Annotated in this window: 9 protein-coding genes; all 9 read left to right on the top strand. The window is 31.7% G+C overall.

Features of this window, described 5'->3' with window-relative positions; translation table 11 throughout:
* Positions 1–176 precede the first annotated feature (176 nt).
* On the top strand, positions 177–1778 hold the full coding sequence (locus tag Q3223_RS00655) for a GGDEF domain-containing protein (protein WP_223152625.1): 1602 nt from the start codon (positions 177–179) through the stop codon (positions 1776–1778).
* Positions 1771–3354: a diguanylate cyclase gene (locus Q3223_RS00650; protein ID WP_284182310.1), complete on the top strand. Its 1584-nt coding sequence runs from the start codon at positions 1771–1773 to the stop codon at positions 3352–3354. Before Q3223_RS00655 ends, Q3223_RS00650 begins: the two co-directional genes overlap by 8 nt.
* 5 nt (positions 3355–3359) lie before the next feature.
* Entirely contained in the window at positions 3360–4628 is a 1269-nt protein-coding gene (locus tag Q3223_RS00645) for a GGDEF domain-containing phosphodiesterase (protein WP_167640015.1), read from the top strand.
* Between the two features lie 49 nt (positions 4629–4677).
* A complete protein-coding gene (locus Q3223_RS00640) occupies positions 4678–6324 on the top strand; it encodes a peptide ABC transporter substrate-binding protein (protein ID WP_407811452.1) in 1647 nt (548 codons plus the stop codon).
* Positions 6325–6350: 26 nt separating this feature from the next.
* Complete coding sequence (locus Q3223_RS00635) at positions 6351–7307, top strand: ABC transporter permease (RefSeq protein WP_054271411.1); 957 nt, start codon at positions 6351–6353, stop codon at positions 7305–7307.
* Positions 7291–8286 (top strand): ABC transporter permease, encoded by a 996-nt coding sequence (locus Q3223_RS00630; protein WP_054271410.1) that lies wholly within the window; start codon positions 7291–7293, stop codon positions 8284–8286. The genes Q3223_RS00635 and Q3223_RS00630 overlap by 17 nt, the downstream gene beginning before the upstream one ends.
* Positions 8264–9268 (top strand): ABC transporter ATP-binding protein, encoded by a 1005-nt coding sequence (locus tag Q3223_RS00625; RefSeq protein WP_054271409.1) that lies wholly within the window; start codon positions 8264–8266, stop codon positions 9266–9268. The genes Q3223_RS00630 and Q3223_RS00625 overlap by 23 nt, the downstream gene beginning before the upstream one ends.
* Positions 9252–10211: an ABC transporter ATP-binding protein gene (locus Q3223_RS00620; RefSeq protein ID WP_407811451.1), complete on the top strand. Its 960-nt coding sequence runs from the start codon at positions 9252–9254 to the stop codon at positions 10209–10211. Before Q3223_RS00625 ends, Q3223_RS00620 begins: the two co-directional genes overlap by 17 nt.
* Positions 10212–10391: 180 nt before the next feature.
* Entirely contained in the window at positions 10392–13166 is a 2775-nt protein-coding gene (locus Q3223_RS00615; protein ID WP_054271407.1) for a calcium-translocating P-type ATPase, PMCA-type, read from the top strand.
* The last annotated feature ends 37 nt before the right edge of the window (positions 13167–13203 follow it).

The following is a 13203-nucleotide window of genomic DNA, read 5'->3' as shown; positions in this document are numbered from 1 at the left end:
ACAGTTCTTATAAGAATCTATAAGTTATTGATATCTAAGGCAAAAAAGGTATATTAATTACTACAAGAGATAATCATATATCTGCTTAATACTTATGAGACACAAATTGATATCTCATTGTGGAAAGCTATACTTGCGTGTTATAATGTTATAAAAAATGAATTTGGAGTAATGTCATGATTGAAAACTATACTTTGTGTGAAATTGAGGAATTAAAGAGAAAAATACATGAAAACATTAATGTAAACGATGATGTTGTTTGTGGGCTTTGTGATAAACTGATTTCGCTTGCAAAAGAAAGTAAAGATTGGCAAAGTGTGGCTTTTGGATATATATGGCGTGCCGATTATTATTTCTATGTAGAATCAAATATGAAATGTGTATCAAAAGAATTGGAGTACGCACAAGAGTATATCAATGAAAAGAATCCAAGTGAGTTATTAGAAAAGTTTTATTCATTATATAGTTTACTTTTTTCAAATTCATATGATAAACAATCTGCATTTAAATACACTTTAAAAGCTCTGGATGTTTCTGAAAAATTAGATATCAAATACCGAATTGGTATGAATTATGGAAATATTAGTGCTTATTATTTGGACTATGAACTATATGATGAAGCATTGCTTTATTTAGATAAAGCGATGGAAGTATTACGTTCTTTGCCAAATACAAAACCGCGCTTTCTGAGAATACTATTAATTAATTTCATTAATGTATATTTAAAATTAGGTAAACTTGAATTTATGAAATCAACTATTGAAGAATTGAGTTCACTTCCCTTTGAAGATAAAGATTTAAAATTATATGTTGATTATGCATATTTGCTTTATTATTCAGAGATAAAGGATGAAGAAAAGAGTTTATATTATTTACAGGAAATGTTCAATGATGGAATTATGACTTTTCCAAATCGAATTTATATCATAGAGTTTTTGATGAATGCATTGGAATCAATGATACATATTAAAAATCAAATCAAATCAAGTGAATTGTTACAAGCCTTACGAGAGCTAATAAAAGAAGATGAGCCAGAGCCTTTATTGAAGTTGTGTAAGTTGAATATTCAGTACTCACAGAGGTTTGAGACAAAACAAGAACTATATTACCATTATCGTGAGTACTACGATTTATATTTAAAAGCACAGGCTCAAGTAAATCTATTAAAAATCGAAGGTTTAGTTGCAAAAATTGAATTAAATGATACCTATACTAAGTATAATCAATCAAAAAAAGTATTAAAAGAATTGTATGACCTTGTAAATTATGATGAATTGACTAATATATATAATCGTTATTATTTTAATATTAAGCAAGATGAAATTATCAATAGCAATAAATATACAAATATCGGTCTTGCAATATTTGATATTGATTACTTTAAAGAATACAATGATTATTATGGGCATTTAGCAGGAGATGAAATATTAAAACAAGTAGCTAGTACCTTAAAAGAGAAGGCAAATGAACAAATGGCAATCTTTCGCTATGGTGGTGACGAATTTATCTGCCTTAGTTGGGATTTGAACTTTGAACAAATGGATGAATATGTGAATCAAATAAAAGAAGCAATAAAAGAAAAAAATATTGAACATATACATTCACGATGTTCAAAAATAATAACATTGTCAATTGGCTATGGAAATAAGACCGTTTCAACTAAAGTGGATTTACTTAATTTATTTGATGAAGTGGACAAAGCACTATATGTTGTAAAGAATAATGGTAGAAATAACTCTAAATCAATAATTTCTATGGAAGGGGTGCATAATGAATAACTATAATGTACTATTTGAACAAATTCAATTGATAATTGAGCGAATTCAGCACCGTTTCGAACATAGTCTTAGATTTAATAAACATGATTGTGATAGATTATTGACGATATCAGAACAGTTAAACTGTTTCTATGGACAAGCATTAGCTCATGTGTATTTAGCACAATATTTTCAAATGAAATGGGATGTAGATGCTTATAATTTTCATTCAGAGAAGGCAAGAGAACTCGCTGAGAATAAAAACTATTTTGATGTTTTAATTGAATATTTTAAAATAGAGGGTTTGCGAAATATTACTATTTGTGACGAAATAGCAGCACTTACTATATATTTAAAAGGTATTCAAACTGCTTATAAAATTAAAGATAAAAAATCATGTGCTATTTTCTATAGCAATATTGCAGACATACTTTACACAAGTGGTGTATATACAGTTGCAGAACAATTCTATACAAGAGCATTAGATGTTATAAAAGAGGTTCCTATGAAAAATGTGGTCTTTTATTATAAATCTATACTTGTCAACCTATTACATCTTTATTGTGTCCAAGGGGAATTGGATAAAGCTAGAAAATATCATGAGGAATGTTTAAGTGTAAAATGTGAAGTTGGCATTTTACCTTTGTTATTTATGGAAGGGGAAATACGTCTCTTATTATTAGAAAATAAGGAAATAGAAGCATTACATAAAATAGATAATTTGATAAAAAAGTTGATTAAAAGTAAAGAGGATGCGTTTTTACTGAAATCTATTTATTTAAATCTGATGGAATTTTTACTTTTGTTGAAGAGAGAAGAAAATGCAGCATGGTGTTTAAAACAATTAGATACACTGTATAAAAATGCAGATCAGGATATAATGATAAAGATTCAAGAATTACATGTCCAATATGCAATTTTATTTGGTCATGAAACTGATGAACTTTATGAAACTTTTTACGAGACTATATTAAAAGGGGAAATGGCAAGTAAAATATCAACAAGAGAAAGCTTTAAAAGCCTTATTTCTCTATATGAAACAGAAAAAGAACAGAATCTCATGTTGAAAAAGCAAGCTAGTTTACAAGTAGTAGCAGATATAGATGAACTTACAAAAATTTATAATCGAAGATACAGCAGTAAAGTTATCAGTAAATTAATCCAAGATGATGGGACTTTATCTATTGGATATGTTATGGTTGATATAGATTTTTTTAAAGAATATAATGACTACTATGGTCATTCAAAAGGCGATGAGGTAATAAAAGAAGTTGCTAATTTATTAAAGAAGAACTTGCCAGACAATGCTTTTACTGCACGATATGGAGGAGATGAATTCACATGCATATTTGTAGATAGAAGTGATGATGAAATTATTACATTTGTTAAGTCAGTTCAAAAAGAACTGAAAGACAAAAACATTGTACATTTAAAAAGTAAAAATTCCAAACAACTTACTTTATCTTTTGGGATATATAATGAGATGCATGTGCATGGTTGTGATGAATTAACTCTTATTAAAAAAGCTGACTTAGCTTTATACCAATCTAAAAAGAAGGGAAGAAATGTATATACAATTTATAAACAAAGGAGTTAATCGTGATGGAAATGGAAAATAATATCACCTTAAAATATGATACTTCATATATTTTGGAAAAATATTGTGATATAAAAGGTAGCGAGGAAAAATATGCATTAATACAACTAAACATTAAAAATTTTCGTTATTTTAATACAAATTATGGAAGTAAAGCAGGAGATGAAATCCTGACATTGGTCTTTCAAAAAATAATGATGTTTTTGGAAGAAAAAGAATATACTGGATACCTATATGCAGATAACTTTGTTCTTTTGTTAAAGTGCGATGATTCTAATTATCTTATATATGAACGATTGATACCACTAATAGACATATTGTACCGCATAGATGATGAGCGAATTTATAGAAATCTTTTTATGTCTATGGGGGTTTATGTGATTGTTGACCCAAAAGTCACATTTTATGATGCATTAAATTATGCAAATCTGTGTAGAAAAGAAAGTGAAACTTTATTTAATAGAAGTTCCTGTGTAGAACTTTATGAGGAATCTTTTTATAAGAGTTATATGAATCGTATGAAACTGGAAATAGATACAGCCAATGCATATAAAGATTATGAATTTGTTACATATCTACAACCAAAAGTTAGTTTAATAAGTGGAGAAGTCATAGGTGCAGAGGCACTACTTCGTTGGTTTGATAAGGACGGAAATAGTATTCCATTATATAAATTTCTTCCTATTTTGAACCAAAATAGCTACATTATATTAATTGATATTGATACTTTTGAACAGATGTGTCAGTATCTGGATACAAGAATAAAAAACAATCAGAAGGTTGTGCCAATAAGTTTTAATATTTCAAAGTCACACTTTTATTATCCAGGAATTGTTCAAGACTACATTGATGTGTTTGAAAAATATAATATTCCAAAGAAATATATTGAAATCGAATTTATGGAGTCAATTTCTTTAAATGATACTGAGCGCTTGAAAAAAATAGTATCAGATTTCAAGGAATATGGGTTTACATGTTCACTAGATGATTTTGGAGATGGATATTCTTCTTTTAATGTATTGCTTAATGCTCGTTTTGATATTATCAAGATGGACCGTCAGTTTTTTTTAAACAACTTAAATGGTAATAGCAGTTTAGTAATAAAGACCATTATAGATTTAATTCATTCTTTAAATATGAAAGTGATTGCTGAAGGTGTAGAGTCTGAAGAACATATAGAGTGTTTAAAAGAATATGGGTGTGATATGGTTCAAGGCTATTATTACTATAAACCTATGTCAATTGATTCATTTAATATGATATTGGATTCATAGAGTGACTTTAAGGAATTATAAAAATTAATTATTTGTGAGGGGGAGAAATATGAGATTCAAAAAGATTATAACTCTATTAGTAGTAGCTATGCTTGCACTTAATTTGGCTGCGTGTGCTACATCTAAGCCAGGAGATACTACACAAGGTTCAGTGTTTCAGGGGACTCAAGGAAAGGATATGGTAACATTAAATGTTACATCAGAGCCTACAGAATTGAATCCAATGAGAATGAGTGATACTATTGCCCAAAGTATTCTCTATCATTGTATGTCTGGGTTTACAAAGTTGAATGATAAGGATGAACCAGTAGCTGATTTAGCAGAAAGTTGGGATATAAATGATACTGACACAACTTATACAATGCACTTGAAAAAAGATGCAAAATGGTCAAATGGAGACTCAGTAACTGCAAACGATTTTTACTATTCTTGGATTACACAGATGAAACCTTCTACTGGAAGCATATTTGCTGCATATCTATATAAGAATATTAAAAATGGAGAAGCTTTCTATAAAGGAGAGGTTGACGAATCACAGCTTGGATTAAAGGTGCTAGATGACTATACATTAGAAATTCAATGGTCTCATCCAATGCCTAATGGTTTGTTTTATTTGTCACAACCATACTTCTTGCCAATAAATCAAAAGGCATATGAGAAAATTGGTGATAAACAGTATGCTAAGGATGCTGATAAAATGGTGACAAATGGAGCATATAAAATAACAGAATGGGTACATGATGACCATATTACAATGGAAAAATCTGAGGAATATTATAATTCATCAAAAATTAATATTCCTAAAGTAAAATTGGTTATGATAGGAGATGCAAATACTAGTTTGAATGCATTTACTGCTGGAGAAATTGACCTTTGTAGCCTATATAATGAACAAATTAGACTTGTGAAAGAAAAAAGTAAAGATGCTATTCAATCATATATAGATGGAGGGTCTTGGTATTTAAGTTTTAATACACAAGATAAGTATCTCTCTAACATAAATTTAAGAAAAGCACTTTCATATTCTGTTGACGTGCAGAGTCTGCTTGATAATGTAATTAATGACGGTTCTATAGCAGCGGATGGTTTTGTACCAGATGTTATAAAAGGTGCTGAGGGCACAAGTTATGCAGAAAAACGTGGTAGCCTATTTAAATACAACAAAGGTAAAGCAAATGAATACCTTGATAAGGCATTACAAGAACTTGGTATAGATAAAAAAGATATTAAACTTGTATTTTGGGCATCAGATACAACATATAATCAGAATCAGGCTGCCTATCTGCAACAACAATGGAAGGAAAATCTTGGACTGGATGTAGAACTTAAATTTACAGCAGTGAAAGCTTTGTCTGAAGCAATGACAAATGGTGATTACAGCTTTGCGATGGATGGATGGGGACCTTCTGAAAATGATGCAATTACATTTTTGGAAAACTATACAACAGAAAATATGAATAATCATGTAAAGTATTCCAATCCAAAGTATGATAAGTTGATTGAGGATTCTATTAATGAGAGTGATTCTAAAAAACGTCAAGAGATATTGATACAGGCAGAAAAAATTCTAATAGATGATATGGTTATAGGACCAATGTATTTTACATGTACTACTTATGCTGTCTCTGATAAATTAGTTGGTCTAGTACGTACACCATTTCAATTCTTTAACGTTTTAAATGCACATATTAAATAAATAAAAACAGGACAGGAGTAGACAATATGTCTTCACAAATGAGATATATCGGTAAGCGCCTTCTTTATTCGGTACTTACTGTTTGGGTTTTGATTTCCATTACATTTTTACTGATGCAGATGCTTCCAGGAGACCCTTTCTCTGGTGTTAAGGTACTTAATCCTGATGTAAAAGCAGCTTTAGCCACAAAGTATGGTTTAGATAAGCCTATATTGGAGCAGTATGGAATATATGTGAACAACTTGATACATGGAGACCTTGGTTCCTCAATTGTATCTGGTCGTCAAGTAACAGATATCATAGCCCAGGCATTCCCAGTTTCTTTAGAACTGGGAATACGGGCTTTGATTTTTGCAATCATTTTGGGTATTTTGTCAGGGATAGTAGCAGCTTTGAAGCATAGAACAAAGTGGGACACATTGACGATGATTTTGGTACTTCTTGGAGTGTCTGTTCCATCATTTATTATGGGTGCGCTATTACAATATTTTTTTGGAATCGTATTATTTCAATTTACAGGTATTCGTTTTTTTGCAATTATAGGATGGGGAAGTGAAAATAGTAAGATTTTACCTGCATTTGCGCTAGCTTTTGGCTCTATGGCGAGTATTGGAAGATTAATGCGTTCTAGTATGCTTGATGTACTTAGTCAAGACTATATTCGTACAGCAAAGGTGAAAGGAATTAAGAAAAAAGACATTGTCCTTCATCATTGTTTACGTAATGCATTAATGCCAGTAATAACAGTTCTTGGTCCTATGACAGCAGTCCTATTGACTGGGACATTTGCTGTGGAGTATGTATTTTCTATTCCAGGTCTTGGAAAATACTTTGTAGACTCAGTGCAGGCCAATGACTATCCAGTAATTATAGGAACAACATTGTTCTTTGGTGTGTTTCTTGTGTTGTGTAACCTAATCGTGGATATTTTAAATAGTTATATAGACCCCCGTGTGAAATTAGGAGGTGAGGAAAATCGATAGTAATAAAAGAATACTTGTTAATGAAGATTTTGCTTTTGCTGATGGTTGCAATTCAGATATGTGTAATAACAAGCTAGTACGCCCATCTATGAGCTTTGCAAGAGAGACTATATTCATATTGTGTCACAATAAAATTGCAGTAGTATCGTTTATAATGATGCTTATTTTGATTATAGGTTCAGTGTGTATTCCGATATTTTGTAATTTTGATTTTGCATCTCAGAATGTGGCGTATGCAAATAAACCTTTTTTTAGCAAAGACCCAACTAGTGGTCTTACTCATATCTTTGGTACAGATAATCTCGGGCGTGATATTTTTGTACGTATTTGGTATGGGACACGAGTATCACTTTTAGTAGCAGGAGTTGTAGTTATTATAGATGGAATAGTAGGAGTAGTATATGGTAGTATTTCTGGATATATAGGTGGAACTGTTGATAATGTAATGATGCGTATATTGGAAATCATTAGTGGGATTCCATATCTTGTTGTTGTTCTTTTACTTATGGCAGTGCTTCCACAAGGAATTGGAACCTTGATTATAGCTTATACACTTGTGGGATGGACTAGTATGGCACGATTGGTGAGGGTGCAAGTAGTTTCTCTTATGGAGAGAGAATTTATAATTGCTGCAAAAACTATGGGAGCAAGTATGAGACGAATTATTTTCTGCCATCTAATTCCTAATATGTTGGGGATAATAATTGTCCACATGACATTGAGTATTCCAGAAATTATATTTACAGAAGCATTCTTATCAATGTTGGGAATGGGAGTTCCACCACCATATCCATCACTGGGAATCATGGCAAATGAAGGTGTTGCTGTTTTTCAGACTTATCCAGTAAGGTTTGCAGTGCCAGGACTCTTCATTTGTCTGATAATGCTTTCTTTTAATCTCTTAGGAGACCAACTTCAAGATGCCATAAATCCTAGATTAAGGAGATTTGCTGATTATGGACGATATTCTAAGAATTAGGAATTTAAATGTATCTTTTGAGATATATAATGGAACAGTAAGTGCAGTTCGAGGTGTTTCACTTACTATGAATAGAGGAGAGATTCTTGCATTGGTGGGTGAAAGTGGTTGTGGTAAGAGTGTAATGGCACAATCCATTTTGAAGTTGAATCCTTCACCACCAGCTAAGATTATGGGTGAAGAATTGAAACTTATGAACTTTGATATTTTGAATGCATCAGAAAAAGATATGGAGCAAATAAGAGGTAACTTAGCAAGTATGGTTTTTCAAGACCCTTTAACTTGTTTGAATCCTACTATGAAAGTAGGTAAGCAGATTACTGAATCTCTATACCGAAAAGAAAAAATGTCATTATCTGATTGCAAGCAAGAGGCAGTTAGATTACTTGAAATGGTACAGATACCAAATGCCGCTCTACAAGCAGAACAGTATCCTCATCAATTTTCAGGAGGAATGCGACAACGTGTGATGATTGCTATGGCTTTGGCATGTAATCCTAAACTACTTATCGCAGATGAACCTACAACAGCCCTTGATGTTACCACACAACTGCAAATCTTGAAACTTATTGCAAAAATTAGAAAAGAGATGGGAACAGCTGTGCTTTTGATTACTCATGACTTTGGAGTTGTGGCAAATTTAGCAGAACGTGTAGCAGTAATGTATGCTGGAAAGATTGTGGAAGAAGGTAATGTAAAAGATATTTTCAATAGAGCAACACATCCATATACACAGGCATTATTAAGAACACTTCCTACACCAGGCGATATAGGTAAAAGGATATCTATATTGGGAAGTCCACCTAATTTATCTGATTTGCCAGTAGGCTGTTCTTTTTCAAAGAGATGTCCATATTGTATGCAGATTTGTTTGAGAGAAGAGCCACCTTTGTTTAAAGTGTCAAATAGCCATAGTGCTTCTTGTTGGCGTCTGCATGAAAGTTTTCCAAAGGAGGTATTGGGTGATGGAAAAATTACTTGAATTAAATAATGTATCCAAGAGCTTCTCTTTAGGAAGAAAGCGCAAGAATATTGTTGTTAATCATGTGAACCTAACTATTTATAAAGGTGAGACTTTAGGTCTTGTTGGAGAATCTGGTTGTGGGAAATCAACTCTTGCAAGAATCATTATGGGCGTATATCCGTCAAGTGAAGGTAAAATATTATTTCAAGGCAAAAAGCTAGAACTACATCGACAGAGTGCAAGAAAAGAATTTGCACAACATACACAAATGATATTTCAAGACCCATACATGTCTTTAGACCCATATATGACCATAGAATCTATTATTGCAGAGAATTTGAAAGTTCATGGCATGCTGGATAAAAATGCAAGGACACAAAAAGTATATGAATTGTTAGAAATGACTGGGCTTTCACGAGAATATGCAGGACGTTTTCCACATGAATTTTCAGGAGGGCAAAGACAAAGGATTAGTATAGCACGTGCACTTGTAGTTCAGCCGAATTTCATTATATGTGATGAACCAGTGTCAGCGCTTGATAATTCTATTCAGAGTCAGATTATAAATCTTTTATATAAACTAAAGATGGAGCTTGGTCTTACTTATCTATTTATTTCACATGACTTGAGCATGGTACGTTATATTTCTGATAGGATTGCTGTGATGTATGCTGGTAGAATTGTGGAAATTGGAAATGCTGAGGAGGTTTACAATACACCTTTACATCCATATACACAGATGCTCTTGCGTGCAGTTTTGACTACGAATCCTAATAATAGAAATATACTAGAGGAAGAAATGGATGTACAAGATGAAGTTGAAAGTTTTTCAAGTTGTGAAAAAGGATGTCCTTTTGTGAAACGTTGTAAAGTATCAACAGAACGTTGTGGGAAAGAAATGCCAGAATTATTTGAACACAAGAAGAATCATCTAGTTGCTTGTCACATGACAAGTGAATGATTTAGCTATTATAAAGAAGCAATAAAGAATAACATATAAAAATTTAAAAGAGGAGTTGAACTTAAAATTTGATTAGAAAAAATCAATTTTAAGACAACTCCTTATTTTTTTTGAGAAGTAATATACAAGCTATCATAAGCATATAATTCTCTATAGATAATTAACAAGGGGGATAAAGTTATGAGGTATTATAATAAACCTACCAAAGAAGTATTAAAATACTTAAAGACAAATCCAGAAGTTGGACTTGATGATAATGAGGTAGAAGAGAGGAAGCTTAGATATGGATTAAATGAATTTACAATAAAGGAAGGCCGAACATTTTGGGACGAGTTGGGGGAAAGTCTGACAGAACCTATGATATTAATTCTTATAGGAGCAGCAGTGATAAGTTCATTTGTGGGAGAATTGCATGATGCATTAGGTATCTTAGGAGCTATCTTTATTGGTATTTCCATAGGTATAATAACTGAAGGGAAATCTAAAAAAGCTGCTCATGCTCTATCAAAATTAACAGAGAATATAGAGGTAAAGGTACTTAGAAATGGAAAGATAGTTAAAATATCAAAAAATGATTTAGTACCAGGAGATATTGTATATATAGAAACAGGAGATATGATACCAGCAGATGGAAGGCTTATACAATCTATAAATCTAAAACTTAGAGAAGATATGTTAACAGGAGAATCTGATGATGTAGCTAAAAATGCTGATGCTATATTGGATATGGAGGTAGTTTATTCTAAAACAGAAATAATCGAACAAGATACAATACCTGCAAAACAAATCAATATGGTATTTGGTGGAACTCTTGTAGCATATGGTAGAGGGATAATGGTTGTTACTCACATTGGTGATAAGACAGAAATGGGTAAGATAGCACAGAACTTATCAAATGATGACCAGCAAACTCCACTTCAAATTAAATTAGGCAAGTTAGGGGCTAAAATAGCAGGAATATCAGGAGTAATAGCTACTTTATTGTGTATGTTTATGATTATACAAATGCAAAGAAAAGGACTGTTAATTTTGGATACAAGCAGTATCTTGTCCTTTTTACAATCATTAGAACCTGCTAAGAATGCGTATATGGTTTGTATTGCTTTAATAGTTGCTACTGTTCCAGAGGGTCTGCCAACCATGATAAATATTACTTTAGCCATAACAATGCAAAAGATGGCAAAGATAAATGCTTTAGTAACTAAGAAAGAGGCTTGTGAAACTATAGGTTCTGTTTCCGTAATATGTTCTGATAAGACAGGTACTTTAACACAAAATAAGATGATGGTAGAAGTAGCATATGTTGATGGTAAATATATAAGTAGTGGAGAATATCAGAGCAATAGTTATTTTGAACAAAACTGTATAGTAAATTCAACAGCAGATATAGAAAAGGAAGACAATTCATTTAAATATATTGGAAGTGCAACAGAGTGTGCATTACTTTTATATCATAACGATAAAAACTATAATGAAATGAGAAAACAAACTTATTTAATATCACAAATCCCCTTTAGCTCAGAAGAAAAGAAAATGTCAACATTAATTCGTCAAGAGGATTCGGATATACTGCTTTCAAAAGGAGCTCCAGAAGTACTATTAAAGAGATGTTCTTATGTACAACAAGGAAAAAGTATTGTCCCAATAACTCCCAAAATAGAAAAAGGTATTCTCGATGAAATTAAAAAACTACAAATTAAATCTATGAGAACATTGGGGTTTGCTTATAAAAAGATGACTAAATCTAGAACAGAAGTTGCAATAACCTCAGAAGGAGAATTGAATTTAATCGGAAACCCAAGAGGGTATGAGAAGGAAGAAAATTTAGTGTTTAGTGGATTTGTAGGAATAGTAGACCCATTGAGAGCAGGAGTTAAAGAGTCTATTGATAAGGCATTTAATGCAGGTGTAGATGTAAAAATGCTTACAGGTGATAATATCAATACAGCAACTGCTATTGGAGATGAATTAGGATTATTGAATGATGGCAAGAAGGCAGTTGAAGCAACCTATATAGATGTGCTGACAGATGAAGAGTTAAGAGAAGAAATAAAAGGAATATCTATTGTAGCAAGAAGTAAACCAGATACAAAGATGAGAATAGTTTCTGCACTTCAAAAAAGTGGTGAGGTTGTAGCCGTAACAGGTGATGGTATAAATGATGCTCCAGCTCTTAGTCAAGCAGATGTTGGTATTGCTATGGGAATCTCAGGTACAGAAGTATCTAAAAATGCAGCAGATATAATATTGACTGATGATAGTTTTAGTACAATAGTAGAGGGAATAAAATGGGGAAGAGGTATTTATGAAAACTTCCAAAGATTTATACAGTTCCAGCTTACTGTAAATATAGTAGCATTTATAATTGCTATAATATCTCAACTTACTGGTAAAGATATGCCATTTACTACGATACAATTATTATGGGTAAATATAATAATGGATGGTCCTCCAGCTCTTGCATTAGGATTAGAACCTGTTAGAGATTATGTGTTGAAAAGAAAACCAATAAATAGACACTCTGGAATAATAGCCAGGTCTATGTCTATAAATATTATTATAAATGCTATCCTTATAATTACAATTGTATTTACACAATCAGCTTTTAATATATTGGGAGCCACACCAGATGAACAAGGTACTGTTATATTTTCTTTATTTGCATTCAGTGCCCTTTTTAATGCATTGAATTGTAGGGAGTTTGGCTTTAATAGTACAATACCTAATTTCTTTAAGAATAAGTTGGCATTACAAATAATAGTCGTTACAGGTATAATCCAGATAATATTTACACAAGTGTTCCAGAGTTTCTTTAACTCTGTTTCTTTAGATTTTAATATGTGGATAAAAATAATACTATTTGCATCAACTATTTTAATATCGAATGAATTTGTAAAACTAGTCCTTAGAACGCTAAAAAATAGCAGAACTAGGAATCTTAGTATCAAAAGTTAATTTTATAAGACCGCAAAGTATAATATATCATGACTTT

The organism is Clostridioides sp. GD02367 (assembly GCF_045900275.1).
GTDB classification, from domain to species: domain Bacteria; phylum Bacillota; class Clostridia; order Peptostreptococcales; family Peptostreptococcaceae; genus Clostridioides; species Clostridioides difficile_A.
Note: the sequence above shows the minus strand (reverse complement) of the source record. Positions and strands in the feature narration are given on the sequence as shown.

Excerpts from the sequence above, each read along its gene's own strand:
- Q3223_RS00645 (WP_167640015.1), top strand. The coding sequence starts at position 3,360 with ATGGAAATGGAAAATAATATCACCTTAAAATATGATACTTCATATATT.
- Q3223_RS00620 (WP_407811451.1), top strand. The coding sequence starts at position 9,252 with ATGGAAAAATTACTTGAATTAAATAATGTATCCAAGAGCTTCTCTTTA.
- Q3223_RS00635 (WP_054271411.1), top strand. The coding sequence starts at position 6,351 with ATGTCTTCACAAATGAGATATATCGGTAAGCGCCTTCTTTATTCGGTA.
- Q3223_RS00640 (WP_407811452.1), top strand. The coding sequence starts at position 4,678 with ATGAGATTCAAAAAGATTATAACTCTATTAGTAGTAGCTATGCTTGCA.
- Q3223_RS00625 (WP_054271409.1), top strand. The coding sequence starts at position 8,264 with ATGGACGATATTCTAAGAATTAGGAATTTAAATGTATCTTTTGAGATA.
- Q3223_RS00655 (WP_223152625.1), top strand. The coding sequence starts at position 177 with ATGATTGAAAACTATACTTTGTGTGAAATTGAGGAATTAAAGAGAAAA.
- Q3223_RS00615 (WP_054271407.1), top strand. The coding sequence starts at position 10,392 with ATGAGGTATTATAATAAACCTACCAAAGAAGTATTAAAATACTTAAAG.
- Q3223_RS00650 (WP_284182310.1), top strand. The coding sequence starts at position 1,771 with ATGAATAACTATAATGTACTATTTGAACAAATTCAATTGATAATTGAG.